This window comes from Acetobacterium carbinolicum, from assembly GCF_047456275.1.
Lineage (GTDB): Bacteria > Bacillota > Clostridia > Eubacteriales > Eubacteriaceae > Acetobacterium > Acetobacterium carbinolicum.
Genome location: NZ_CP173357.1, coordinates 3,045,383 through 3,069,836, shown reverse-complemented (window position 1 = coordinate 3,069,836; position 24,454 = coordinate 3,045,383). Strand labels below are relative to the sequence as shown.

Genomic DNA, 24,454 nt, shown 5'->3' with positions numbered 1-24,454 from the left:
ATGGAAAATACGTTACGGGATGAAACCGCAATTGAAGAAAAAAGAAAAGATAAAATACCCTACGAACACTACAAGGGCTTGTTAAAGGACCTTAATCCCCAGATGATTGCGGCTAACAGTGCCTGTCCTTATAATGAAAAAGATAATTTTTTCACAGTCACCCTGATGGGAACGCCATATAAGGTGACCTATCCTCAGGGTGATGTGACTGATATGGACAGCCGGGATTTTGATAATTATAAACTCAAAACCATGATTTTACGGTATTTGATTAATGCTAAAGGGGTTAAGGCCACCGGCGAAAACATCGCCTATCGGGATGTTTCCGGTGGGAATGTCTACTATCCCTGTTTTGAAGGGCGTTGTTTAAAACGTTTTGCCTTTACCTTTAATTACAATCTCGACGGTTTAAAAAAGGCCATGGCTGTTCTAAAAGCAGAGCCGCAAAGTATTGGTGATCTTTCATGGCGTTTTGAAGTCATTAATAACATGTTTATGACTGCTATTCTCTGGATTGGGGATGATGAATTCCCACCGGAAGCGCAAATATTATTTGATGCTAATTTCCCCAGTGCCTTCAGTGCTGAGGATATGGCCGTAATGGGTGATATTTTTATTCCGGCATTAAAAGAACTCAGCAAGAAATAATGAAACAATCAAAGATACTAAATATTGATCCCCATTTTTCGGAAAGTAGTTATATCATCAACCGGGATTTATTTAAAAATTTTGATCCTGTTGCGATGAGTCAAAAGTCTCTTTGTCCCTTCGATCCGAAAAATGGGCGGTTTGAAATAATGGTCCTGGGTGAATCCTATTTTGTACTTCATCCCAGCGGTCTGGTTTTGAATGCCCGAGAGGAAGAATTTGATAATTACTCGGTCAAAATTTTTATTCTTCGCTACTTAATGAATGCCAACGGAAAAGAAGCAACCAACGAATGGATCAGCTTTAAAGAATTTCCGGATGGGCCCATTTATTATTCGAATTTTCATAAACGCTGTATTCAAGTTTTTGCGCAAATTGGCAATGAGAGGCCGGAACAGCTTAAACACTATATGAGCCTGCAAAAAGCTAAGATCTATGGTAAGGGTGATCTTTCCTGGCAGTTTACGGTGACACCGGGGGTTGATCTCATCTGGATTTTATGGTTTGGCGATGATGAGTTTGAAGCAGAGGCTCAAATATTGTTTGACAAAAAATTAACAGACGTCTTTAATATTAAGGATTTGGCAATTTTAGGCGATGTTTTGATGATTTCGCTGAAAACCTTTACGCTCTCTTTAGACTCTAAAAAAAATTAGGATAAATTTTAGAAAAATGCCGAAAAATAATTGACAAACTTTTAACTAATAGTGTACAATCTGTGTATACTTATATATACAGGTAAAAAGCTGTAAAATATGTAATGGTTTTAATTTGGTTTTAAAGTGTGAAGCTTTGAAATAAATATTTTGAAAAAAGGTAACAGGTTAGGAGGAAACAAAAAAATGCCATACAAAAAAGCAGAACAAAAATTTAGTGGCAAGATCAACGCATGTGAGATAGGTGTAGGAGATGCAGCTATCAGCATTGGCGGAGAAAACTCATTACCATTTTTAGGTACTGAAGGCTTCAAAACCGCAGTTGGAATCGCAATCTCTGACACAACCGATGAATGGTCAGATTGCTTTGGAACAATTTACGGTGACGATCTTAAAAACCCAGCGGCTTTGGCAAAAGCAGCAGTAGAAAAATCAGGTGCGGACTTCTTGTTAATTAAACTTGAAAGTGCTGATCCAAACGGTGCTGACAATTCAGTCGAAAACTGTGTCGCGACAGCGGTAGCTGTAGAAGCGGCAATTAGCGTACCTTTAGTTGTAGAAGGATGTAAAAACGCAGACAAAGATGCTAAGTTACTGGAAAAAGTTGCTCAAGCTCTTGAAGGAAAAAATGTGGTTTTATTCTCTGCCGTAGAAGACAATTACAAGACAATCGGTGCTGCCGGCGGAATGGCTTACGGACAAAAAGTAGCCGCAGAATCCTCAGTTGATATCAACCTTGCAAAACAATTAAATATCTTATTAACACAATTAGGTGTTAAAGGAAAAGATATTCTGATGGATGTTGGTTCAGCAGCTGTAGGCTATGGCTTTGAGTATGTTGCATCAACCATGGATCGTATTCGTTTAGCTGGCCTAGGTCAAAATGATGAAAGTCTACAAATGCCAATTATGACTAATATTTCTGGTGAAGCGTGGGGCGTTAAAGAAGCGGTTTCCACCCTTGAAGATGCACCAGAATGGGGCGATCAGGAAGCACGCGGGGTTGGTATGGAAGTATCAACAGCGGCAGCTTGTGTTGTTGGCGGATCAAACGCAATCATTGTAAGACATCCAGAATCAGTTAAGGCGATCAAAAGCTTAGTTGCTGGAATCATAGGTTAGGAAAGGAAGGCGAATACAAATGGCAGTAAAAGGTTTAGATATTTTTAAACTCACTCCTAAGACAAACTGTAAAGAGTGTGGTTTCCCAACATGTATGGCTTTCTCTATGAAAGCAGCTACTGGTGCTGTACCCATCGAAAAATGTCCATACATTTCAGAAGAGTCCAAAGAATTATTATCAGAAGCAACAGCTCCACCAATGAAAACTATCAAAGTTGGCGCTGGTGAAACTGAAAAAGCGCTTGGTGGCGAAACAGTCTTATTCAGACATGAAAAAACATTGGTTAACAAAAACTTATTTGCAGTTGAATTATCAGATGCAATGAGTGACGCTGATGTGGATGCGATTTGTGCTACATTACAAAAGGTAAACTATGACCGTATCGGCGAAATGATGTCGGTTGAAGTTGTCGCCGTACGTTTTGTTTCTGATGCAGCTAAATTTGCGGCTTTAGTTAAAAAAGTTGCAGATTGCGGAAAAATTCCAATGATCGTTACTGTTGATGCTGAAGTAGCAAAAGCAGCGGTTGCAGGTGCTGGCGCTGGCGCTATCATCATGGGCGCAACCAAAGATAACGCAGCAGCGATGGTAGACGTAGCTAAGGCTGCAGATGCTGTTCTTGGTGTTTCTGCAGACAGTATCGAAGCACTACACGACTTAGTTGAAGCAATTGAAAAAATGGGCTATAAAAAATTGGTATTAAACGTAGGCGAAACTTCCATTAAAGAAGCTTACGCAAATGCAGTTGATATTCGTACCGCAGCAATCAAAGGCAATGACCGAACATTTGGCTATCCTTCAGTCGTGTTTGCCAACAAACTGGCAACTGGCGATATCAACCTACAAATTGCTTTGGCATCGGCTTTTGTTCTGCGATATGGTTCCATTATTGTTATGGAAGAAATGGACTTTAATGCTGCATTGCCACTGTTTGGTTTAAGACAAAACATCTTTACCGATCCTCAAAAACCAATGCGTGTTGAACCGAAGGTTTATGAATTTAACAAACCAACCGGTAATGATCCTGTTTTAGTTACTGTTGACTTTGCATTATCTTATTTTGTTGTTGCTGGTGAAATTGAACGGTCTAAGGTTCCTGCCTACCTGGCAATTCCAGATGCAGGTGGTTACTCTGTTCTGACCGCTTGGGCTGCTGGTAAATTTGGATCAAGCGTTATTGCTAACTTCATTAAAGAAAACAACGTTGCCGATGTAACGACATCGCGTAAGTTAATCTTACCTGGTAAAGTTGCCGTTCTTCAGGGCGATCTAGCTGAATTACTACCTGAATGGGAAGTAATCGTTGGACCAAACGAAGCAATGCAATTACCGAAGTTCTTAAGAGACATGCAAGCATAATATCAATCTGTGCTCGGGACTCATCCCGAGCGCACCTAAATATTTTTTCAATTTGAAAGGGGAACAATATGTCAAAATTTATGGTTATTGGTGAAAGAATTCACTGTATCTCTCCTGCAATTCGTCAGGCTTTCGCAGATAGAAATCCTGAGCCAATTCTTTTAAGAGCAAAAGAACAATTAGAAGCGGGCGCAGACTACTTGGATTTAAACATCGGACCGGCTGAAAGAGGCGGCGAAGAATTAATGCAATGGGGTGTTAAATTGCTCCAGGAAAACTTCGATAATGTGCCATTAGCGCTTGATACAGCGAACATGAAAGCGATCGAAGCGGGAATCCAGGTTTATAACCGATCAAAAGGAAAACCAATTGTAAACTCTGCAGATGCAGGCGACCGTATTGAATATGTCGATTTAGCAGCAGCTAATGACGCGATGGTTATCGCTCTTTGCTCTAAAGAAGGTGTGCCAGGAAATAATGACGAACGTATTGCTTACTGTTCAGAATTATTAGAACGTGGTATGGAACGAGGAATGGAACCAACAGATTTATTGTTTGATCCATTATTCATTGTAATCAAAGGCATGCAAGATCAATTAGTTGATGTTTTAGAAGCAATCCAGATGATTACTGACATGGGCTTGTTAACAACGGGTGGACTTAGCAACGTATCTAACGGTGCACCAAAACATATCCGTCCATTATTAGACTGTGCTGTTTTAGCAATGGCGATGCAATGTGGATTCAGCTCTGCAATCGTTAATCCTTGCGACAAACGATTAAGAGAAACAATCGTAGCTTGCGATATTATCAAAAATAATATCCTTTATGCAGATTCAGTACTTGAGTTCTAGAAATACCTTTATAAATTAAAATAGGTATTTGAAAATACTCATAAAAAAAAGCCCCCGACCACAATTCATCACTTGCTGCACAAGGTACGATGAAGGTCAGGAGCAAACAACTATGTATAATGTATCACTCACCTACATTGTATAACATTTAACAATGTTTGTAAAGGGAATTTTGATGTTTTTTTAAGATATTACAAAACTTTTTGCAAATGCGTAAAAATAACTATTATACGAAACAGGTGCTTTGATATAAATTATAAAATTTAGAGAGGTAGAAAAAATATGAGCAATGAAATTTTAAACTACGATAAGGTCGCTGAAGCTTCCCTTGCGAAAGCTCAAAGAGATGGCGCAGAAACAATGTGGGATCGCCGTGCTGCACAAAAAACCCAATGTGGTTTTGGAGAAGCGGGGGTTTGTTGCCGAATTTGTGCAATGGGTCCATGTCGTGTAAGTCCAGTTCCTGGAAAAGGCGCTGAAAGAGGTATTTGTGGAGCTAACGCTGACACAATTGTTGCAAGAAACTTTGCTAGAATGGTTGCCGGCGGAACTTCTGCCCATTCAGATCATGCCCGTGATATCGTCCATGCGATGCATCATTCATCAGCGGAAGGCCCATTCAAAATCCGTGACGAAGCTAAATTAAGACGAATCGCAGCAGAATGGGAAATTGCTGATGCAGACACTAAAGAAACCTATGCCTTAGCACATGAATTATCAGCGATGGCTTTGGAAGAATTTGGTAAACCTTTTGGAACCCAACGTTTCTTAAAAAGAGCACCACAAGCTCGACAGGATGTCTGGGCACGCGAAGATATCGCACCACGCGCTATTGATATGGAAGTAACCACTTTAATGCATTCTACTCATATGGGTTGTGCTGCTGATTATGAAAGTCTTTTCAGACGTGGTATGAGAACTGGTATGTCTGATGGATGGGGCGGATCAATGATCGGTACTGAATTCTCTGATATTATGTACGGTACACCAACCGCGCGGGCATCTTCTTCAAACTTAGGTGTTATTGATGCCGAAATGGTTAATATTCTGATCCATGGTCATGATCCTAACCTGGCTGAAATGGTTGTACTGGCAGCTCAAAACCCAGAAATGGTTGAACTGGCAAAAGCTAAGGGTGCTAAAGGCATTAATATTGTTGGGATGTGCTGTACAGGTAATGAAATGACCATGAGACATGGTATCAAAATTGCCGGTAACTTCTACCAACAAGAAATGTGTATCATCACAGGTGCTATTGAAGCTGTTGTCGTTGATGTTCAATGTATCTTCCCGGCTCTGCCTGAACTGGCAAAAACATATCATACCCGATTTATCAGTACTTCTGAAAAGGCTAAAATCTCAGGAGATTTATTCTTGAAATTCTCTGAAGAAACTGGCTTGGACAATGCTAACGAAATCGTTAAATTAGCCGTTGAAAACTTCCCGAACCGTGATGCTGCTAAAGTAGAAATTCCAGACATAAAGCAAGATACCATGGTTGGTTACTCTGTTGAAGAAATTATTAACCATTTGGATGCAGTTGTTAACTCACAATTAGAAGACAAACTGGGTACTGTTAAACCTTTAACTGATGTTATTTATGCCGGTGTTATTCGTGGTGCTGCTGGTGTTGTTGGTTGTAACAATCCAAAACAACAGCATGACTATGCTCATATTACCGTAATGGAAGAACTAATTAAACGTGACGTAATCTGTGTTGTTACAGGTTGTGCTGCTCAAGCTGCTGCTAAAGCTGGTTTATTAACATTAGAAGCAAAAGAAAGATGTGGCCGTGGTCTTTTAGAAGTCTGTGAACGTGTAAACATTCCACCAGTGCTTCACATGGGATCTTGTGTCGATATCAGTCGTATCCTGCACATTGTAAACTTATGTGCCGACGTTCGAGGGATTGACCCTGCTTTATTACCAGTTGTTGGTATCGCTCCAGAATGGATGTCGGAAAAAGCTGTTTCAATTGCAAACTACGTAGTAGGTTCTGGTATCAATACTTACCTTGGTGTTATTCCACAGGTATTAGGTTCACCAAACTTCACAAAATTATTGACCGAAGATTGCCAGGAATTTATCGGAGCACATTTCGTATTTGAAAAAGATCCAATCGTTATGGTTGACAAAATCATGGAAGACATGGAAGCGAAACGAACTGCTTTAGGTATCTAATTAATAAAAGATAGACAGGTGAAAAAATGAAAATAGCATTAACAGGAAAAGGCGGGGTTGGAAAAACAACCATCTCAGCAAGTTTAAGCCGATATTTTGCCGACGAAGGATACAATGTATTAACAGTTGATGCTGATCCCGATGCCAATCTTGGCCTTGCCTTGGGCATGAGCGAAGAAATGATTGCAGAAATAGTTCCCATATCAGAAATGAAAGATTTAGTGGAAGAACGAACAGCTGCCGATACCGGTTCTTTTGGATCAATGTTTAGAATGAATCCAGAAGTTGCTGACATTCCTGAACGTTATGCCAAAGAGTTTAATGGCGTCAAGCTGTTAACCATGGGTACCGTCGACACCGGAGGATCTGGCTGTGTATGCCCGGAGCATGTCTTATTAAAAATGCTCATGAGCCATCTGGTCTTATACCAAAAAGATGTCGTGATCATGGATATGGAAGCAGGTATTGAGCATTTGGGTCGGGGAACAGCTGGAGCAGTCGATGCGTTTATCGTCGTCGTTGAGCCGGGAGTCCGTAGCATTCAGACATTTCATAAGGTAAAATCCATGGCAATGGATATCGGTGTAAAGCAGGTTTATGTTATTGGAAATAAAATCCGCAATGACGGAGATATCGCCTTTATAAAAGAAAAAGTTGGAGATGAAAACATCATTGGTTTTTTAAACTACCGGGATGCCATATCAGAATCTGACCGTAACAATCAATCCCCTTACGATGATCCTGCCATGAAAGAAGATATTGCCGTTTTAGGTAAAAGCATTCTGGCGATTGTCGATGAAAAAAAGAAATAACAAATTTTTAAAAGTGAACAAAAATCTAATGTTAATTGAACTAACCTAAGGAGGAAAAAGTCCATATGAATATGAATCTTTTTGATATAATTTACGACGGCCAAGCTCAGTACCTGAAACGTGCTGAAGAAATGGTAGCCAAAGTCGTTGCTGAAAAGGGAAAAGAAACACCAGTTAAATTCCCAGGTACTGCTTATGCCTTGCCTTGTATCTATGCCATCACCGGCAAAAAAATCACCAATGTAGGTGAATTAGAAGATGCGTTGGCACTGGCTAAAGAAAAAATTCACCGCACCAATTACCTGCAAGACGCACTAGATGCTGGTACAGCTGCGGCAATGTGTGCAGAAATTATCGAAGCAGTTAAATATGTTTACGAAGAACTTCCATACGAAGGTCGTCATGTTGAAGATTTAAATACTACTGATGTTCGTTACTTAGGACATATCACCGATGCTGAAGTACGTAACTTTGGTGTGCCATTGGTAACAGATGACATTCCTGGTGTTGCTGTTATTATCGGTGAAGCTAAAGATGCTGAAACACTTGCGGCAATCGTAAAAGACTACCAGGGCAAAGGTTTATTAACCTTCATGGTTGGTAAAGTTATTGATCAGGCGATTGAACAAAAAATCAAAATGGGTATTGATCTTCGTGTTATTCCTTTGGGATACGAAATTGAGTCCGTTATCCACGTTGTATCCGTTGCGATTCGTGCCAGCTTAATCTTTGGTGCAACACCTCCAGGCGACTTCCTGGCGCATCGAACTTATACAAAAAACCGTGTTAAAGCATTTGTTAATGTATTTGGACCATGGGATAATAAAATTATCGCTGCCGGTGCTGCTGCTATCGAACTTGGCTTCCCAGCAGTAACAGAAACATTCATCAATGAAGTACCAACCTTATTATTACACCAACCAGATAACAGCAAAGTTGTTGCCACTTCTTTAGAAGCCCGTAACATTAAAATCAAAGTTACCGAAATCGACTGTCCAGTTGCTGTTTCTTCAGCATTTGAAGGTGAACGTGTTCGTAAAGATACTATGTTTGCTGAATTCGGCGGAAATAAAACGGAATGTTGGGAACTGGTTACAACCGGCGAATTAGCTGAAATGGAAGATCACAAAATCACGATTGTTGGACCAGATATTGATGACGCGATGTTTGCAGGCAAAGACGTTGTTCGTTTGCCAATGGGCGTTGTTGTTAAAGTAGCTGGAAAACAAATGCAAAAAGACTTTGAAACCGTTCTTGAAAGACGTATCCATTACTTCACAAACTATATTGAAGGGGCAATGCATGTTGGACAAAGAAATATTGCCTGGATCCGTTTAACAAAAGAAGCGTTTGAAAAAGGCTTCCGCTTAAAACATATCGGTGAAGTTTTATACGCAAAAATGCGTTCTGACTTTGATAAAGTTGTTGATAAATGTGAAGTAACTATTTACACCAACGCTGAAGATGTCAAACGTCTTGGCGAAGAAATGGTAAAACCAATTTACTCTGAACGTGATGAACGAATGGGCGCACTGACTGATGAAAGTGTCGATGAATTCTATACCTGTTTATTATGTCAATCCTTTGCTCCAAGCCACGTTTGTATCGTAACACCAGAACGTTTAGGTCTTTGTGGTGCCGTTTCCTGGTTGGATGCCAAAGCAACAAAAGAATTGGATCCGATGGGACCAAACCAACCAATCGTTAAAGGAGAGGCCATTGACGAACGTCTTGGTATCTGGGAATCTTGTAACGAAGTAGTCGCACGAGATTCGCAGGGTGCGGTTGAACAAGTTACACTTTATTCAATCCTTGAAGATCCAATGACTTCCTGTGGTTGCTTCGAATGTATCTGTGGTATTATGCCTGAAGCGAATGGTGTTGTTATTGTAAACCGTGAATTCGGCGATACTTCACCCGTTGGAATGACCTTCGGTGAGTTGGCTTCGATGACAGGTGGTGGGGTTCAAACGCCAGGCTTCATGGGTCATGGTCGATTCTTAATCGGTTCTAAAAAATTCATGTCAGCTGAAGGTGGTTTACCACGTATCGTTTGGATGCCTAAAGAATTAAAAGACGATGTAGCTGAACGTTTAAACAAGGCTGTATTTGAAATGACCGGTATTGAAAACTTTGCAGACATGGTTTGTGATGAAACAATTGCCAGTGATTCTGAAGCAGTATTAGAATTCTTAGAATCAAAAGGACATCCAGCCTTGGCGATGGATCCAATTATGTAATTAAATTTGACTTAAGTCGAATTTTGTAACATGCCTGAAGGCAGAGCACAGATGTGTTCTGCCTTTTTTTTAAGTCGATAAAAACAATTCTAGTTTAGATTAATTCCCGATAAATTCTAGTTTTATTAAGTATTAAGTGTTATAATTATCACAAATTAAAGTATAACAGGAGGAAAAAAATATGTGTAATAATAAAGAACTGCATCATCATGGTGAACACCATGACCACGAAGAAGGTCATCCTCATAGCGGAACGACCAGTCATGATCATCAACATGCTCATCCCCATGCTGGTGATGAGGGTCATGAACATATCCACGAACATGATCATGAACACGCCCATACTCACAGTCATCCTCATAGTGATGACCATGATCATGGCAGTGAACATGTGCATACGACAGAACATGAGCATGAACATACCCATAAACACGCCCATCCCCATCCTCATCAGCATGACCATGCCCATCCCCATGAAACACAGGAGCATGCCCATGGTCATGAACATCCCCATGGACACGAACATCCCCATCCTCACGTGCATGGTGATGGACATTGTGGAAATCATGCCAAAAATGGCGCCGGTTGCTGCCAAGGTGGTGATGTTGAAAACAAAGACGTCGAGATATTAGGCTTATTGCTGGATCATTGGGTTACCCATAATCAGGATCACGCGATGGAGTATAATACCTGGGTTGAAAAAATGAACCGACTCGGTAAAAACGATGTCGCTGAATCCCTTATCGAAGCAATTGCATTGATGAGCGAAGCAGATAAACATCTCGTACAAGCAAAAAAAGAATTAATCTAATCATTACAGTTTGCGTTTCTAGTGCGATCATCGTCTTGAGACGCAAATTTTGCAACTAATCGTATAAAGCAGAAAAACAATTGATGTGCGGTTGCTTTATTTTAATCGCCCGTGAATGTGTTAACCAATGCCTGAAGGTATTGAATTTCTTTAGAAAAGGAAGTGTGTAGTTGTTATGAGTTTGACAGATTTGATTTACGCTGGTTCTAATGCGGTGGCAGGTTTAACAGAAGGTGCAGTAGATGATGCCATAAAAAAATATGGTGAGAGCCACGCGTTAGGATATCCCGATACAGCCTATTTTTTACCGATTATTTATGCCGCAACAGGGGTTAAGATAAAGACATTGGGTGATTTACCGGCAGCAGTAGGGATTCTTAAAAGTTTGATCACCAATAAAGAAGATTTGGGCGAAGCGTTAAACGCCGGACTGGCGACAGCGGTTGGAGCTGAAATTATTGAGGCGATTCGTTATCTTGATGGTGATCCATACGCTAACGATTCGGGCATTGGTTTTGTGGCGGATCCCATTATTCGTTCGTTGGGCGTGCCCCTGGTAACCGGCGATATTCCCGGGATTGCCGTTCTTTTAGGCGAATCCTCAGACCCTGCTGAATTAGCAGTGATTGTAAAAGATTATCAGGAAAAAGGTTTACTGACCTTTATGGTTGGTAATATCATCGAGCAGGCGCTGGAAGCCGGAGTTAAGATGGGGCTGGATTATCGTGTCATTCCTTTGGGCCATGAAGTAACCTCTGTCATTCATGTTGTCTCGGTGGCAATTCGGGCGGCGCTTATTTTTGGTGGCATCGAGCCTGGTAAACTGGCTGAATTCTTAACCTACACCAAAGAACGGGTGCCGGCCTTTGTCAATACCTTTGGCGAATTAAATGAAGTTGTTGTTTCAGTGGGAGCTGGAGCGATTGCCCTGGGTTTCCCGGTGATTGCCGACGTCCCCGTGCCGGAAGTACCGGGTGCATTAATGACCCAGGCAGACCATGCTAAAACAGTTGAGTTTTCTTTAGAAGCTCGTGATATTAAGATCAAGGTTACAAAAATTGATGTTCCCGTTTCGGTTGCCTCGGCGTTTGAAGGTGAACGTGTCCGTAAGGATACCATGTTTGCTGAATTTGGCGGCAACAAAACGAAATGCTGGGAATTGGTAAGAGAAGCGGAATTAAGTGAAATAGAAGATCATAAAATTACAGTAATTGGTCCAGAAATTGACGATGCCCAATTTGCAGGTGCTGATGTCGTGCGGTTACCCTTAGGTATTCTGGTTGAAGTTGCCGGTAAGGGCATGCAAAAAGATTTTGAATCGGTATTAGAACGACGGATTCATTATTTTACCAACTACATCGATGGCGCCATGCATGTCGGACAACGTAACATTGCCTGGATTCGTATAACAAAAGAAGCTTATGAAAAAGGATTCCGCTTAAAACACATCGGTGAAGTATTGTATGCAAAAATGCGGGCAGATTTCGATAACGTTGTCGATAAATGTCAGGTAACGCTTTATACGACTCAGGAAGATGTGGCCCGACTTGAAGAAGAAGTGGTCAAACCAATTTATAGCCAACGGGACGATCGTTTAAACGCCTTAACCGATGAAAGCGTTGATACCTTCTATACCTGTACCCTCTGTCAGTCGTTTGCACCGAGCCATGTTTGTGTGGTAACGCCAGAACGATTAGGCTTATGTGGTGCTGTTTCGTGGTTGGATAGTAAAGCGACCAAGGAGTTGGATCCGGCCGGACCATCCCAACCGATTGAAAAAGGCGTCGCTGTGGATGAAAAAATTGGTATCTGGGAGGCTGTTAATAAAACCGTTGCAGCAGCATCGCAGGGGGCCGTTGAGCGGGTAACCTTATACTCAATCCTGGAAGATCCAATGACTTCTTGCGGTTGTTTTGAATGTATCTGTGGGATCATGCCAGAAGCCAATGGTGTTGTTATTGTTAACCGTGAGTTTGGCGAAATCTCACCGGTGGGGATGACCTTTGGGGAATTGGCGTCGATGACTGGTGGCGGCGTTCAAACACCCGGATTTATGGGACATGGCCGACATTTTATCGGGTCTAAGAAATTTATGTCGGCTGAAGGCGGACTAACGCGAATTGTCTGGATGCCAAAAGAATTAAAAGATGATGTCGCAGAACGTCTAAATAAGGCCGTACTTGAATTAACAGGGATAGAAAATTTCGTTGACATGGTTTGCGATGAAACCATTGCGACCGACTCCGAAGCGGTATTGGAGTTCCTGGAATCAAAGGGACACCCGGCTCTGACCATGGACCCCATTATGTAACAAATGGTTGTAATTAAGACTAAACGGTTATAATGAATGACAGTCACCCCTTAAGCTTGTGTTAAGGGGTAGGCTGTGTTAAAATAGCCTAAATTAAAAAGAAAGGAGACCAAGAACATGTGTGAATCTTCAGCTTATATGATTACTCCTGAAGGAGAAACAAAGATAATGGACTATGTTGTTGATATCGTTCCAAACGACGATGGCAGTTTAACGCTGTCTGACTTATTGGGTGGTACAAAAATTGTTCAAGGCAAACTCAAAGAAGTAAAACTTCTAAACCACAAAATTATTATTGAAGGAATAGCGGTTTAGCCAATGAACATTGTTGTGCTAGATGGTATGGGAGGAGGCATTGGATCTCGAATTGTCGGTATTTTAAAAGATGAAATACCGCCGTATATTGAAATATATGGATTGGGAACCAATGCACTGGCCACAGCGGCCATGTTAAAAAAAGGCGCTAATAAAGGTGCAACCGGAGAAAATGCCATTGCGGTCACGGTAAAAAAAGCGGATTTTATAATTGGCTCAATTGCGATGACCATTCCAAACTCGATGATGGGAGAAGTCACGCCACGAATGGTTGAAGCGATTGGAAACAGCGATGGATTAAAAATCTATATTCCGATTCTGCCGGAAAATCACCATATTGTTTCACTGGAAGAAAAACCACTCTTGCTCCAGATTCGAGAAGCCGTTTCGTTGATAAAAAAAGAACTTAATTTAGGAGAAGTGTAGATGGATGCTAAATTAAAGATGGATAAGGAAGCGGATATTTTCAAGGTGTTGCTGGCCCATTGGATTAATCACACCGGTGATCATATTGATGGCTATCGGGAGTGGGCTGAGAAATTACAGGGTACATCAAAAGACGCGGTGTCCCGGGAAATATTTCTGGCAATTGACAAGATGCGTGAAGCACAAAAGAAAATTATGGAAGCCAAAATGCGTTTCTAAAGACACGATAATAGCTTAAAATTAATGACAACCCATGCTTGAAAGCAGGACTTTTTGTTCTGTTTTTTTTCGTATTAGTAAAGTGATGCGACAGCTGTAAGGAATCGTAGTCAAAAGTGGAGCCCCGGGAAAATGATACGTTTTCTCGGGGCTTTTTTTAATAAAAAGTTATGTGGTTTTTTATAGATGAGGTATAATTAAAGTAACGAAAAGCAAAAGAAGGTAAATAAATGCGAATAAAAGATAAGAAACGTTTTATGCTAGCTTGTGGTGGATTGGCGACAATTCTGATTTTAATGATTACTGTTTTGACCATCGGTTTTTGGAACCGCAATGATAACCAGGCAAAGACTGATAACAACACGAAGTCCCAGACGACAGCGGTGGCAAACGAAAGTGAAACAGCGGTAAATTCCCAGGCAGCAGTGACTGAACAGCCATCAGAAACAAAAGAAGAAATAAAAAATGCATCGTCTGCAGATATAAATAGCACCGACAGTATAACAAAACTGGTTAACAAGAACCACAGTATTTCGTCAAACTATCGACCCGCTGATCTGGTTACGGTTGATCTGCCATCGACCCGGGATACCCAACTGCGAAGCGTTGCGATCGCGGGCCTGACGAACCTTTTTGAAGCAGCTGAGGCTGAAGGTTATGAACTGTTTTGTTGTTCCGGGTATCGCTCCTATGAAACCCAAACTGAACTCTATGCCTGGAATGTGGAAACCTATGGGGTTGATGGTGCCGAATTGGTCAGTGCCCGGCCGGGAATGAGCGAACACCAGTTGGGTTTAGCTATGGATGTCACAAGTGCGTCGGTGGAGTTTGATCTGCTGGAGAGTTTTGGATCAACGCCAGAAGGACAATTCATCAAAGAGAATGCCCATAAATTTGGTTTTATTGTCCGCTATCCCCAGGGTAAAACCGATATTACCGGTTATGCCTATGAACCCTGGCATCTGCGCTATTTAGGGATCGATGTGGCTACCGATATTTATAAGAGCGGAAAAACCATGGAAGAGTATTATGGTACAAATTAAGTGACCGATCCGAGATCAAAGAGATGTGAAAAAGAATACCAAAGGTGGTGTCCTTTTTTGATAGCCATGGCTGCCAGAAAAAAACTATTTAAAAAAACTTGACTATCTGATATAATAATCAGTGTTTCTGCGCCCGTAGCTCAGGTGGATAGAGCAGTAGTTTCCTAAACTGCGTGCCGGAGGTTCGAATCCTCTCGGGTGCACCACGATTATCAGGTTAAAAAAGACGCAGTCTGCGTCTTTTTTAACCTGATTTTTTATGTTATGATGCAAATGAGATTGTTTATAAAAACGAATGAGAATTAAAATGAAAATTATTAATGTAAAAGACCGAAATGCTATGCTGATAGAGCAACTTGTAAAAGTGCGAAAAGCTTCGGTGAAAGAAACGCATTTATTTTTGTCCGATTTGGAGATTGACAATATTGAAAAATATGTTCCGCAGGCTTTAGCAGGGATTCCAAATTTGATTGTTGCAGAAAACCAGCGTGGTGTTTCGGTTGCATTTATGGGAATAGATGAACAAAAACTTGAAATGTTGTTTATTCATCCCAAAGAACGCGGGCATGGTTTGGGCAGAGAATTAGTTGAATATGGCATTAAGGAATATTTTATTAATGAGCTGGGAGTTAATGAGCAAAACCCACAAGCAAAAGGATTTTATGAACATATGGGATTTGAAGTTTATAAGAGAACTGAAGTAGACGAGCAAGGCATGCCGTATCCTATTTTGTACATGAAATTATCATAAGTTATTTTTTGTGGGTTAATAAGATTTTCCCTACATCTATTTTGTACTAATGTCACAGTGAAAAATTAAGGACGGTTTTCAGCCGTCCTTTTTGTTCTCCACAACAATGATAATACAATAATTTTTTTACATAGAAGTACCTAAGTCGATAAGCACATGCTCTACAGAATCACAAAAAGTAGTAAAAAAATATTTTTTTAAAAAGCCAACAAAACAACGATGATGCTGCATTTAAACAGCATAAGGATAAAGGAGGTAATAATGAATATTGTCAAAATTGAAACTATATTTGATTTGATAAAAAACAAAGAACTGTCTGGGTTCGAACTTTTATACGAACAGTATTTTCGTATTATGTACGGCATCGCATATTCGATTACCGGCAACGACGAGGTGAGCAAGGATGCTGTCCAAAATACGCTAATTAAGCTATTTGTTCTCGAACCACATAAATTCCCCCAAGCGCATGCGTTGACATGGCTCTATACCGTTGTCAAAAATGAAGCGCTTATGTTGCTCCGCAAGGAAAAGCAGACTATCGACATCAGCACCGTTGCTGAAAAACTGCCAATGATTGACAAGGGCATCGAGGAATTTATCGATATGGAAAACTACTACACTTTGATTTCATCGCTGAACGAAAAACAACGGCAGATTGTCACGCTGAAGGTGTTGGGTGGTATGAGTCATAAAGAAATATCCCACATGCTGCAGAAGCCGATAGGTACTATTCAATGGACATACAACATGTCCATCAAAAAACTGCGTGTTGCGATTTCTACGATGGCTGCGTTTGTCATCATGCTAGGCACAGGCTTTGTTTATAAGCTAATTAGAGCATTTGATACAGAATACATTGAAATCCCAGAAATGGATATGGAGCCGCCCGTCAATATTCCAGCATCACCAATAATTGATGCGTGGGTTATTGGGCTCGGTATATGCTTTTTGTTGTCGGTAACAGCTTTAATCATATTTTTTAGAAATTCAGACAAATTGCCAACAAAACGCAAAGCCAGACGCATCTAAAAGACATAAGCAAAACAAAATGCTTAAAATTAAAACGAAAAGGAGAATAACAGTGAAAAAAAATAAAACAATCATGTTGCTGACTCTTGGATGCGTTATGTCTCTCAGTTTAACCGCCTACGCCTGTGTTGCCACCAACTCGAAAGATTCGATTCTAGACAGCCAAGTTGAGTTGAAAATGCCTATAACAGCACCAGCACTGGAAGGTGAAATCACTGATGATGCTGAAGTGCTTGATGTTGTGCAGTTCAAAGGCAAAATTGACAGCATTGATGGGGACGAAGCCATCGTGACACCCGATAAAGGTGAAGATATCCGTAGCTCTGGAGATGCCGTTCGTATCAATATCGCCGATTACAGCAAACCACTCAACAAAGGCTATTCCGTAACGATCTATTATGACGGTGTAATTATGGATAGCTACCCGTTGCAGATTAACCTCCTTGGCATTAACGATGAAATGTTCGATATTGAAGAACCTAGCATCAGTGACGACTTCGATGAAGCGGTTTCGTTTGATAATTCATATGAATAAACGATTCTATATCCTCTTATCATTTGATATTGCATCTATTTTATACTAATTGCACAAACTTTTCAGGCTGAAATAGATGCAATATTGTATCTGTTTTGGTCTGATTTTTTATGTTATACTTAAAATAATGTCTGACGAAAGATCTTTTTATTTTTTATACAATGTATGGACGCAGGGATTTGTGGAGGTATCTACTTCAGCTAAGCTGCATCTATTCTGATCTAACGACACAATAAAATACGATGGCATAGCCGTTTTTTTGCTGAAAAACTTAAAAATTTGTGGTTTTGTAAAAATTTTATTTGTGCGATAAAAACTATTGCAAAGTATCACAACAAGGTTTATACTTCATAGAGTTGTATCGTGGGAACCGCCGTGTTTAATCAAGGAGATCGTATGGAAAATTATAAAAAGTATCTCATCGTTTTTGGATTACTGTTATTATTTGCATTAGTTTCTCCCGTCATTCTTGCCTGGATCAGTGTCATTCTTTCGCCGATTATAACAACAGCAGGGGTGGTAGCGTTAATTTTTATTGCCACGGTGATCATTGCCTGGTACGGAAAAATTGGACGCAAGTAGCGGTTGCACGATCGATTTACTTTTGACTAAACATGAGGTTCGGAAACGGGTATAACAAATATTTTACAAACAGGGGTGCGTTGACTAAGTTGAACATACGATTAGTAGCAGAAAAGGATTATCCTCGGGTATTGGAAATTTTAAATGAGGCGATTGCCGCCCGGAAATTTACGGCCCAACTTGCGCCGGCAACCATGGCAATCCGAAAAGATTGGTTTGTTCACCATTCGGCACCACGGCACCCAATGTTTGTGGCAGAGCTCGCGGGTGATGTGGTTGGTTGGATTACCTTGACCGAATTTCGGGCTGGACGGGAGGGCTTTCGGTTTACTTCCGAGATCAGTTATTATATTGATAGCCGTTTTCACCGCCAGGGCGTCGGCTCGAAGCTGATGCAACGGGCGATTGAGTCTGCCGATGAAATAGGTTTCAGAAATTTGATTGCGGTTATTTTCGACACGAATGTCAGTAGCCGTAAACTCGTTGAAAAACATGGCTTCAAGTTATGGGGGCATATGCCGGATGCGGTCGATATTGATGGGAACATCATTGGTTGTGATTATTGGGGATTAAAAATAGAAAAACAATAAAAGCTGCTTGATTAATTGCGGCGTTGCTGATATAATTTTAATGTTGTCCAAAAGGCTGGGCTTTTTTTTATTTGGACCAAAGCAATCATATTCTTTTTGCCAGTAACTAAGAAAATCATTGACTATTCTGAATGTTTTTATTGACAATTATCAGGTTCTCGTGGTATTCTATGTTAGTGACTATGAAAATAGGGAACGTGTGCCTGCGTGTTCCTGCGGGTGTTGATATAAGGATGTAGGAGGTGCTGGAATGAGAGTAAAAGTTACTTTAGCATGTACAGAATGCAAGCAAAGAAATTACGATACCATGAAAAACAAGAAGAATAACCCTGATCGTTTAGAAGTGGACAAATATTGCAAGTTTTGCAAGAAGCATACACCACATAAAGAAACGAAATAATGGATAAAGAGGAATATCATGGCAACTAATAAGAAAACTAAAAATGCCAGTAGTAAACAAGGAAAAGAAAACACCCAACAACAGGCACAAAAAACCGATGATAAGGCAGTAAACCTGGTAAAAGAGGAAAAGAAAACGCCTCAATCAACGGCAAAAAATGAGAAAAAAACTCCAAAAAAGTCAAGCGAAAAAAGTAAAGAACCAAACATTTTTCAAAAAATGGTGGGCTTTTTTAAAGGCGTTCATCATGAACTACGAAAAGTAACTTGGTTGACTAAAGATGAATTACTTAAAAAATCCGGCGTTGTTGCTGGGATTGTTGGGATATTCACTTTTCTCGTTTGGGTTGTTGATTCAGGATTAGGTGCACTTGCCGCGTTATTTATGAACATTTAGGTAAGGGAGAACCATGGATACTAATCAACCAGAACAGGCTCAATGGTTTGTTGCACATACTTATTCGGGATATGAGAATAAGGTTAAAGCAAGCATTGAAGCTACCGTCGAAAACAGAAATATGGAGGATGTGATCCTTGAGGTTCAGGTCCCCGTACAAGAAGTAGTGGAAAGTAAAAACGGCAAAAAGGTCGTTAAAGAGAAGAAGCTATTTCCAGGTTATGTCATGATTAAAATGTTCATGACAGATGATTCCTGGTATGTTGTCAGAAATACCCGTGGTGTTACCGGGTTTGTTGGTCCTGCTTCAAAACCTGTCCCATTGTCCAAGGCTGAACTAAAGAGTATGGGCATTCGTCAGCAACGTGTGGAAATTAGTATGCATGTCGGCGACGAAGTGAAGGTCATTGAAGGACCACTTGAAGGTTTCACTGGAGTGATTGAAGAAGTACATGCCGAGAAATCAAAGGTTAAGGTCAATGTTTCCATGTTTGGTCGAGATACCCTCGCTGAACTGGGATTTGAACAAATAGAAAAAATAAACACTTAAGGAAAAACTATTCTTCATGCTACTCCATTAGGAGAAAAAAACTATAATAAAATGAAGGAGGTGTTATCATGGCAAAAAAAGTAATTGGTATGATTAAATTACAAATTCCTGCCGGTAAAGCAACACCAGCACCACCAGTTGGACCTGCATTAGGTCAACATGGGGTTAATATTATGGGATTCTGTAAAGAATTCAACGCAAAAACTGCAAATGACGCAGGGATGATTATTCCTGTTGTAATCACTGTTTATCAGGATCGATCTTATTCATTTATTACCAAAACTCCACCAGCTGCCGTTCTGTTAAAGAAAATTGCTGGTATTGAGTCTGGATCTGGCGTACCGAACAAAACCAAGGTAGCTAAGGTTACAAATGAACAATTAAGAGAAATCGCAACATTAAAAATGCCTGACTTAAACGCAGCATCTGTAGAATCAGCGATGAGAATGATCGCTGGAACCGCCCGTAGCATGGGCATCACAATCGAAGAATAATTTTAGAAGGTAGAAACACCTTAAGTGGGAGGGAAACCGCTATTACCACAAGGAGGCAAAGATGAAAAAAGGAAAAAAATATCAGGATTTGGTAAAAAGCTTTGACAAGCAAGAGTTATTTGAACTGGATGCAGCCATTGCACAGGTTAAGAAACTTGCGACAGCAAAGTTTGATGAGACTATTGAATTGCATGTAAAATTGGGTGTTGACTCACGTCATGCAGATCAACAGGTTCGTGGCGCAATCGTTCTGCCACATGGTACCGGTAAAAGTGTTAAGGTTCTTGTTATTGCCAAAGGCGATAAATTAAAAGAAGCTGAGGAAGCTGGTGCGGATTTCTTTGGTGAAGACGATATGATCGATAAAATTCAAAAAGAAAACTGGTTTGATTTTGATATAATGATTGCAACTCCAGATATGATGGGGAAGGTTGGTCGTTTAGGCCGTGTATTAGGACCTAAAGGTTTAATGCCAAACCCAAAATCAGGAACAGTAACCATGGACATTGCAAAAGCAGTTGCGGATACAAAAGCCGGTAAGGTTGAGTATCGTTTAGACAAAACCAATATCATTCATGTCATTATTGGTAAAGCATCTTTCACGGAAGAAGCTTTAAGAGAAAACTTGACGGTATTATTGGATACGGTTAAAAAAGCAAAACCTGCTGCTTCTAAGGGTCAATACTTTAGAAGTGTTACGCTGGCAAGTACCATGAGTCCTGGAGTTAAAATCAACACAGGCAAAATCTAGGAGTTTATTACTTGAAATAAACTTTGAAACGACTTGACATAGAAAATGACAAATGATACAATAACGTCGTTGTTAAAGACACATTCATCCATAGACAGTAGGTTTGTAAATCCTACCGAGGTTGAAGAGAAAAAGCTTATTAAATAATAGAGCTCTCTTCACGCTGTGGAGTGAGCTTTTTTGATACGATTTTTAAAAGGAGGTGCAGATAATACATGCCAAAGATTGAAGTAAAACAAGTTGTTGTACAAGAAATTGCCGAAAAACTTAGAAATGCTCAAACAGCTGTTCTTGTCGACTATCGTGGTTTGAACGTTGAAGAAGTGACTGAGTTACGTGCTCAGGCTCGGGCCGCAGGTATCGACTACAAGGTGTATAAAAACTCAATGATGCGGTTTGCAGCTAAAGAAACTGGTTTTGAAGGTTTGCTTGACGTTTTAGTCGGACCAACGGCCATTGCGTTTTGTGATACCGATCCCGTTGCTCCAGCAAAACTACTTAGCGAGTTTTCAAAAAAGCATAAAGCATTAGAAATTAAAGCAGGTATGGTAGACGGTAAGGTTTTAGACGTTAAAGGCGTTTTGGATCTTGCAGAATTACCACCACGTGAAGTATTGGTTGCCAAGGTTCTTGGTGGCTTAAACGCACCAATTTCAGGTTTTGTTAACGTACTTAACGGAAACATGCGTGGATTGGTTGTCGCATTAAACGCGATTGCAGAACAAAAACAAGCATAATTTGAAAAATAAATTAAAGAAAGAATATTTGGAGGTTTTATAAAATGGCAAGTGAAAAAGTAACACAATTAATTGAAGACGTAAAAGGTTTAACCGTATTAGAATTATCTGAACTGGTTAAAGCATTAGAAGAAGAATTTGGCGTTAGCGCTGCTGCTCCAATGGCAATGATGGCTGCTCCAGCTGCTGGTGGCGGTGCTGCTGAAGAAGCAGAAGAAAAAACTGAATTTGATGTAATTTTAACAGCTGCCGGCGATCAAAAAATCAAAGTTATCAAAGTTGTTCGTGAATTAACTGGCTTAGGCTTAAAAGAAGCAAAAGCATTAGTTGACGAAGCTCCAAAACCAGTTAAAGAAGCTGCAACTAAAGAAGAAGCTGCTGAGATTAAAGCTAAAATTGAAGAAGTTGGCGGAAGCGTCGAAGTAAAATAATTACTCGATAACCACTAAAAATCACTTGCTTGCGCAGGTGATTTTTTTGTTTAACAGACGAAGTCTGAGAAAGAAATAAAATGGCGAAAAAACAGACAAATCAAGTCAAGGAAATTACCCCCATGGCAGTAGATTTTCCCCAATGGTATACGGATGTCATATCTAAAACAGAATTGGTGGATTATTCTCCGGTAAAAGGGTTTATGGTAATCAGACCCTATGGCTATGCTATTTGGGAACTGATCCAGGGCGCCTATGATAAACGGTTTAAAGAAACTGGGCATGAAAACATGTATTTCCCGTTATTAATTCCGGAAAGCCTTTTAACCAAAGAAGCGGAACATGTGGAAGGGTTTGCCCCGGAAGTAGCCTGGGTAACCCATGGTGGCGGAAAAGAACTGACTGAAAGATTGGCGGTGCGCCCCACTTCAGAAACAATTATTTGCAGCATGTACTCAAAGTGGCTGAATTCCTACCGCCAACTGCCATATTTGTATAATCAATGGTGTTCGGTTGTCCGATGGGAAAAAACAACCCGACCATTTTTAAGAACCTCTGAGTTTTTATGGCAGGAAGGCCATACGCTCCATGAGACCCCCGAAGAAGCTCAGGAAGAAACCATGCAGATGCTGGGAATCTATCGCGAAATTGCCGAAAGTCATCTGGCCATGCCAATGGTGGTGGGACGAAAAAGTGACAAAGAAAAATTTGCCGGAGCCGATGCAACCTATACGATGGAAGCGCTGATGCATGACGGTCAGGCGCTCCAATCCGGCACCTCCCATAATCTGGGCCAGCATTTTACCAAAGCCTTTGAAATTACCTATCTGGATCGAAATAATGAGCAATCCTTTCCTTATCATACCTCCTGGGGGGTGTCAACGCGATTAATAGGCGGTGTCATTATGGTTCATGGCGATGATAATGGTCTGGTTTTACCACCGAAAATTGCCCCGATTCAAGTGGTTGTTATTCCAGTTGCCCAACATAAAGAAGGCGTCCTGGACAAAGCCTGGGAAATTGGCAAAGCCCTGGGAAAAGACTTTAGAGTCAAGGTTGATGATGTGGACGGCTATTCTCCTGGTTGGAAGTTTAATCAGTGGGAAATGAAAGGCGTGCCAATCCGGCTGGAAATCGGTCCCCGGGATATCGAAAAGGGCCAATGTGTCCTTGCCCGTCGTGATACGAGTGAAAAAATCCCGGTTAGTCTGGATAATATCACCCAGGCGGTAGAGGCATTGCTGACCGAAATTCAGGCGAACCTGTTTAATAAAGCGTTGAAAATGCGGGAAGAAAAAACATCAACGGCGGAAAATATCGATGAATTTAAAATAAATTTAAAAGAAAATCCGGGTTTTGTTAAAGCGATGTGGTGTGGTGACCGTAGCTGCGAAGACAAGATTAAAGAAGATACCGGGGCATCGATCCGTTGTATTCCTTTTGACGATGAACAGGAAGTATTGTTCGAAGGCAAATGCGTATGTTGTGGCAAGCCGGCGCAGAAAATGGTCTACTTCGCCCGAGCTTATTAGAAGGAGTGAGTGTGTGAAGATGAGCAGCATAACAATGACAAACCTGGGGTTTTTCTTGAACGAAGGCGCGTTTTATGAACATATTCGAATGAAAAAAGGATCAAAACGGGCGTTGCCGATTGAACGGATTCTTGAAACGGCAAGAAACATTCCTCTACCGAAGGTTTTATATCGGGTTTCCGAAGCGAGAATCATTGATGCTACACACTTCACGCTGGATGGCGTTATTTTTGAAAGTGAAGTTGGCGTTGAGAAGATTTCCAAGGCAACCTATGTTTTTCCGAATATTGTCACGGCCGGTTCAGAAATCGAAGATCATTGTTTTTCCCGCGAAAATCTGCTGGATCAGTACATTATTATGGAACTTTGTAATTTTGCCTGTGAATTTGCCAGAGAAACATTGATTCGTGATATAAAAAGTCGTTACGGCGTTGAGATATTGGACTGTATCTACCCTGGTGAAGAGGGATTTCGTCTGGAATCCGGGAAGAAGATCTTTGACCTATTTGAGAATGTTGAAGATGAGATCGGTGTTTCTGTTACTGAAATGGGACTGACCACCCCGAGTCGAACGGCTTATGCTATTTATTTTGGATAGCATAAATGATGACCAGATGAATTAAGAGCGACTATTTACGATAAAACGGTTTGGCAAACATAAAAAAGAGACGTATCGAA

General features: G+C 40.7%; 28 protein-coding genes, 1 tRNA gene and 1 other annotated feature. All 29 genes read left to right on the top strand.

Going from position 1 to position 24,454, the window contains the following annotated elements; all coding sequences use genetic code 11:
• On the top strand, positions 1 to 648 hold the full coding sequence (locus ACIZ62_RS14355; protein ID WP_414150455.1) for a DUF3786 domain-containing protein: 648 nt from the start codon (positions 1 to 3) through the stop codon (positions 646 to 648).
• Entirely contained in the window at positions 648 to 1,304 is a 657-nt protein-coding gene (locus ACIZ62_RS14350) for a DUF3786 domain-containing protein (protein WP_414150454.1), read from the top strand. Before ACIZ62_RS14355 ends, ACIZ62_RS14350 begins: the two co-directional genes overlap by 1 nt.
• Before the next feature lie 186 nt (positions 1,305 to 1,490).
• Positions 1,491 to 2,426, top strand: coding sequence for an acetyl-CoA decarbonylase/synthase complex subunit delta (acsD, locus tag ACIZ62_RS14345; protein ID WP_111889271.1), 936 nt, complete (start codon positions 1,491 to 1,493; stop codon positions 2,424 to 2,426).
• Positions 2,427 to 2,445: 19 nt separating this feature from the next.
• Positions 2,446 to 3,786 (top strand): acetyl-CoA decarbonylase/synthase complex subunit gamma, encoded by a 1,341-nt coding sequence (acsC, locus tag ACIZ62_RS14340; protein WP_111889272.1) that lies wholly within the window; start codon positions 2,446 to 2,448, stop codon positions 3,784 to 3,786.
• Between the two features lie 68 nt (positions 3,787 to 3,854).
• On the top strand, positions 3,855 to 4,640 hold the full coding sequence (gene acsE / locus ACIZ62_RS14335; RefSeq protein ID WP_322519791.1) for a carbon monoxide dehydrogenase/acetyl-CoA synthase methytransferase subunit: 786 nt from the start codon (positions 3,855 to 3,857) through the stop codon (positions 4,638 to 4,640).
• Between the two features lie 282 nt (positions 4,641 to 4,922).
• Positions 4,923 to 6,821, top strand: coding sequence for an anaerobic carbon-monoxide dehydrogenase catalytic subunit (gene cooS / locus ACIZ62_RS14330; RefSeq protein WP_414150453.1), 1,899 nt, complete (start codon positions 4,923 to 4,925; stop codon positions 6,819 to 6,821).
• 26 nt (positions 6,822 to 6,847) lie between these two features.
• A complete protein-coding gene (locus ACIZ62_RS14325) occupies positions 6,848 to 7,633 on the top strand; it encodes an AAA family ATPase (protein WP_111889275.1) in 786 nt (261 codons plus the stop codon).
• A 71-nt stretch (positions 7,634 to 7,704) separates the two neighbouring features.
• On the top strand, positions 7,705 to 9,873 hold the full coding sequence (gene acsB, locus ACIZ62_RS14320) for an acetyl-CoA decarbonylase/synthase complex subunit alpha/beta (RefSeq protein WP_414151864.1): 2,169 nt from the start codon (positions 7,705 to 7,707) through the stop codon (positions 9,871 to 9,873).
• 181 nt (positions 9,874 to 10,054) lie between these two features.
• A complete protein-coding gene (locus tag ACIZ62_RS14315; protein ID WP_414150452.1) occupies positions 10,055 to 10,684 on the top strand; it encodes a hypothetical protein in 630 nt (209 codons plus the stop codon).
• A gap of 175 nt (positions 10,685 to 10,859) precedes the next feature.
• Positions 10,860 to 12,995, top strand: coding sequence for an acetyl-CoA decarbonylase/synthase complex subunit alpha/beta (gene acsB / locus ACIZ62_RS14310; RefSeq protein ID WP_414150451.1), 2,136 nt, complete (start codon positions 10,860 to 10,862; stop codon positions 12,993 to 12,995).
• A gap of 117 nt (positions 12,996 to 13,112) precedes the next feature.
• Positions 13,113 to 13,310: a CooT family nickel-binding protein gene (locus ACIZ62_RS14305; protein ID WP_111889279.1), complete on the top strand. Its 198-nt coding sequence runs from the start codon at positions 13,113 to 13,115 to the stop codon at positions 13,308 to 13,310.
• A gap of 3 nt (positions 13,311 to 13,313) precedes the next feature.
• Entirely contained in the window at positions 13,314 to 13,736 is a 423-nt protein-coding gene (locus ACIZ62_RS14300) for a DUF3842 family protein (protein ID WP_111889280.1), read from the top strand.
• Positions 13,737 to 13,955 (top strand): hypothetical protein, encoded by a 219-nt coding sequence (locus tag ACIZ62_RS14295; RefSeq protein ID WP_111889281.1) that lies wholly within the window; start codon positions 13,737 to 13,739, stop codon positions 13,953 to 13,955.
• Positions 13,956 to 14,185: 230 nt separating this feature from the next.
• Positions 14,186 to 14,998 (top strand): D-alanyl-D-alanine carboxypeptidase family protein, encoded by an 813-nt coding sequence (locus tag ACIZ62_RS14290; RefSeq protein ID WP_111889282.1) that lies wholly within the window; start codon positions 14,186 to 14,188, stop codon positions 14,996 to 14,998.
• A gap of 129 nt (positions 14,999 to 15,127) precedes the next feature.
• Positions 15,128 to 15,204 (top strand) — tRNA-Arg (locus ACIZ62_RS14285).
• 101 nt (positions 15,205 to 15,305) lie between these two features.
• Entirely contained in the window at positions 15,306 to 15,749 is a 444-nt protein-coding gene (locus ACIZ62_RS14280; protein WP_111889283.1) for a GNAT family N-acetyltransferase, read from the top strand.
• A gap of 261 nt (positions 15,750 to 16,010) precedes the next feature.
• A complete protein-coding gene (locus tag ACIZ62_RS14275; RefSeq protein ID WP_162624553.1) occupies positions 16,011 to 16,778 on the top strand; it encodes an RNA polymerase sigma factor in 768 nt (255 codons plus the stop codon).
• Between the two features lie 52 nt (positions 16,779 to 16,830).
• Positions 16,831 to 17,313, top strand: coding sequence for a hypothetical protein (locus ACIZ62_RS14270; protein WP_111889285.1), 483 nt, complete (start codon positions 16,831 to 16,833; stop codon positions 17,311 to 17,313).
• 396 nt (positions 17,314 to 17,709) lie between these two features.
• Complete coding sequence (locus ACIZ62_RS14265; RefSeq protein ID WP_111889286.1) at positions 17,710 to 17,895, top strand: hypothetical protein; 186 nt, start codon at positions 17,710 to 17,712, stop codon at positions 17,893 to 17,895.
• Between the two features lie 89 nt (positions 17,896 to 17,984).
• Positions 17,985 to 18,485 carry a GNAT family N-acetyltransferase gene (locus tag ACIZ62_RS14260; RefSeq protein ID WP_162624554.1) on the top strand — a complete coding sequence of 167 codons (501 nt, stop codon included), beginning with the start codon at positions 17,985 to 17,987 and terminating at the stop codon, positions 18,483 to 18,485.
• 250 nt (positions 18,486 to 18,735) lie between these two features.
• Positions 18,736 to 18,885, top strand: a complete 150-nt coding sequence (gene rpmG, locus ACIZ62_RS14255) for a 50S ribosomal protein L33 (RefSeq protein WP_014355470.1) — start codon at positions 18,736 to 18,738, stop codon at positions 18,883 to 18,885.
• A gap of 18 nt (positions 18,886 to 18,903) precedes the next feature.
• On the top strand, positions 18,904 to 19,281 hold the full coding sequence (gene secE, locus ACIZ62_RS14250) for a preprotein translocase subunit SecE (protein ID WP_111889288.1): 378 nt from the start codon (positions 18,904 to 18,906) through the stop codon (positions 19,279 to 19,281).
• Positions 19,282 to 19,294: 13 nt separating this feature from the next.
• Positions 19,295 to 19,831 carry a transcription termination/antitermination protein NusG gene (nusG, locus tag ACIZ62_RS14245; protein ID WP_111889289.1) on the top strand — a complete coding sequence of 179 codons (537 nt, stop codon included), beginning with the start codon at positions 19,295 to 19,297 and terminating at the stop codon, positions 19,829 to 19,831.
• Between the two features lie 68 nt (positions 19,832 to 19,899).
• The gene (rplK, locus tag ACIZ62_RS14240) at positions 19,900 to 20,325 is read left to right on the top strand and encodes a 50S ribosomal protein L11 (protein WP_111889290.1); all 426 of its coding nucleotides are present in this window, start codon (positions 19,900 to 19,902) and stop codon (positions 20,323 to 20,325) included.
• A 61-nt stretch (positions 20,326 to 20,386) separates the two neighbouring features.
• Positions 20,387 to 21,076, top strand: a complete 690-nt coding sequence (gene rplA, locus ACIZ62_RS14235) for a 50S ribosomal protein L1 (RefSeq protein ID WP_111889291.1) — start codon at positions 20,387 to 20,389, stop codon at positions 21,074 to 21,076.
• Positions 21,077 to 21,146: 70 nt separating this feature from the next.
• Positions 21,147 to 21,267 (top strand) — a sequence feature (ribosomal protein L10 leader region).
• Between the two features lie 24 nt (positions 21,268 to 21,291).
• Complete coding sequence (gene rplJ, locus ACIZ62_RS14230) at positions 21,292 to 21,813, top strand: 50S ribosomal protein L10 (protein ID WP_414150450.1); 522 nt, start codon at positions 21,292 to 21,294, stop codon at positions 21,811 to 21,813.
• A gap of 44 nt (positions 21,814 to 21,857) precedes the next feature.
• Complete coding sequence (gene rplL, locus ACIZ62_RS14225; RefSeq protein ID WP_111889293.1) at positions 21,858 to 22,244, top strand: 50S ribosomal protein L7/L12; 387 nt, start codon at positions 21,858 to 21,860, stop codon at positions 22,242 to 22,244.
• Between the two features lie 80 nt (positions 22,245 to 22,324).
• Positions 22,325 to 23,776 (top strand): proline--tRNA ligase, encoded by a 1,452-nt coding sequence (proS, locus tag ACIZ62_RS14220; protein ID WP_111889294.1) that lies wholly within the window; start codon positions 22,325 to 22,327, stop codon positions 23,774 to 23,776.
• Between the two features lie 19 nt (positions 23,777 to 23,795).
• A complete protein-coding gene (locus tag ACIZ62_RS14215; protein WP_111889295.1) occupies positions 23,796 to 24,374 on the top strand; it encodes a hypothetical protein in 579 nt (192 codons plus the stop codon).
• Positions 24,375 to 24,454: the final 80 nt, after the last annotated feature.

Excerpts from the sequence above, each read along its gene's own strand:
- ACIZ62_RS14355 (WP_414150455.1), top strand. The coding sequence starts at position 1 with ATGGAAAATACGTTACGGGATGAAACCGCAATTGAAGAAAAAAGAAAA.
- ACIZ62_RS14350 (WP_414150454.1), top strand. The coding sequence starts at position 648 with ATGAAACAATCAAAGATACTAAATATTGATCCCCATTTTTCGGAAAGT.
- acsD (WP_111889271.1), top strand. The coding sequence starts at position 1,491 with ATGCCATACAAAAAAGCAGAACAAAAATTTAGTGGCAAGATCAACGCA.
- acsC (WP_111889272.1), top strand. The coding sequence starts at position 2,446 with ATGGCAGTAAAAGGTTTAGATATTTTTAAACTCACTCCTAAGACAAAC.
- acsE (WP_322519791.1), top strand. The coding sequence starts at position 3,855 with ATGTCAAAATTTATGGTTATTGGTGAAAGAATTCACTGTATCTCTCCT.
- cooS (WP_414150453.1), top strand. The coding sequence starts at position 4,923 with ATGAGCAATGAAATTTTAAACTACGATAAGGTCGCTGAAGCTTCCCTT.
- ACIZ62_RS14325 (WP_111889275.1), top strand. The coding sequence starts at position 6,848 with ATGAAAATAGCATTAACAGGAAAAGGCGGGGTTGGAAAAACAACCATC.
- acsB (WP_414151864.1), top strand. The coding sequence starts at position 7,705 with ATGAATCTTTTTGATATAATTTACGACGGCCAAGCTCAGTACCTGAAA.
- ACIZ62_RS14315 (WP_414150452.1), top strand. The coding sequence starts at position 10,055 with ATGTGTAATAATAAAGAACTGCATCATCATGGTGAACACCATGACCAC.
- acsB (WP_414150451.1), top strand. The coding sequence starts at position 10,860 with ATGAGTTTGACAGATTTGATTTACGCTGGTTCTAATGCGGTGGCAGGT.
- ACIZ62_RS14305 (WP_111889279.1), top strand. The coding sequence starts at position 13,113 with ATGTGTGAATCTTCAGCTTATATGATTACTCCTGAAGGAGAAACAAAG.
- ACIZ62_RS14300 (WP_111889280.1), top strand. The coding sequence starts at position 13,314 with ATGAACATTGTTGTGCTAGATGGTATGGGAGGAGGCATTGGATCTCGA.
- ACIZ62_RS14295 (WP_111889281.1), top strand. The coding sequence starts at position 13,737 with ATGGATGCTAAATTAAAGATGGATAAGGAAGCGGATATTTTCAAGGTG.
- ACIZ62_RS14290 (WP_111889282.1), top strand. The coding sequence starts at position 14,186 with ATGCGAATAAAAGATAAGAAACGTTTTATGCTAGCTTGTGGTGGATTG.
- ACIZ62_RS14280 (WP_111889283.1), top strand. The coding sequence starts at position 15,306 with ATGAAAATTATTAATGTAAAAGACCGAAATGCTATGCTGATAGAGCAA.
- ACIZ62_RS14275 (WP_162624553.1), top strand. The coding sequence starts at position 16,011 with ATGAATATTGTCAAAATTGAAACTATATTTGATTTGATAAAAAACAAA.
- ACIZ62_RS14265 (WP_111889286.1), top strand. The coding sequence starts at position 17,710 with ATGGAAAATTATAAAAAGTATCTCATCGTTTTTGGATTACTGTTATTA.
- rpmG (WP_014355470.1), top strand. The coding sequence starts at position 18,736 with ATGAGAGTAAAAGTTACTTTAGCATGTACAGAATGCAAGCAAAGAAAT.
- secE (WP_111889288.1), top strand. The coding sequence starts at position 18,904 with ATGGCAACTAATAAGAAAACTAAAAATGCCAGTAGTAAACAAGGAAAA.
- nusG (WP_111889289.1), top strand. The coding sequence starts at position 19,295 with ATGGATACTAATCAACCAGAACAGGCTCAATGGTTTGTTGCACATACT.
- rplK (WP_111889290.1), top strand. The coding sequence starts at position 19,900 with ATGGCAAAAAAAGTAATTGGTATGATTAAATTACAAATTCCTGCCGGT.
- rplA (WP_111889291.1), top strand. The coding sequence starts at position 20,387 with ATGAAAAAAGGAAAAAAATATCAGGATTTGGTAAAAAGCTTTGACAAG.
- rplJ (WP_414150450.1), top strand. The coding sequence starts at position 21,292 with ATGCCAAAGATTGAAGTAAAACAAGTTGTTGTACAAGAAATTGCCGAA.
- rplL (WP_111889293.1), top strand. The coding sequence starts at position 21,858 with ATGGCAAGTGAAAAAGTAACACAATTAATTGAAGACGTAAAAGGTTTA.
- proS (WP_111889294.1), top strand. The coding sequence starts at position 22,325 with ATGGCGAAAAAACAGACAAATCAAGTCAAGGAAATTACCCCCATGGCA.
- ACIZ62_RS14215 (WP_111889295.1), top strand. The coding sequence starts at position 23,796 with ATGAGCAGCATAACAATGACAAACCTGGGGTTTTTCTTGAACGAAGGC.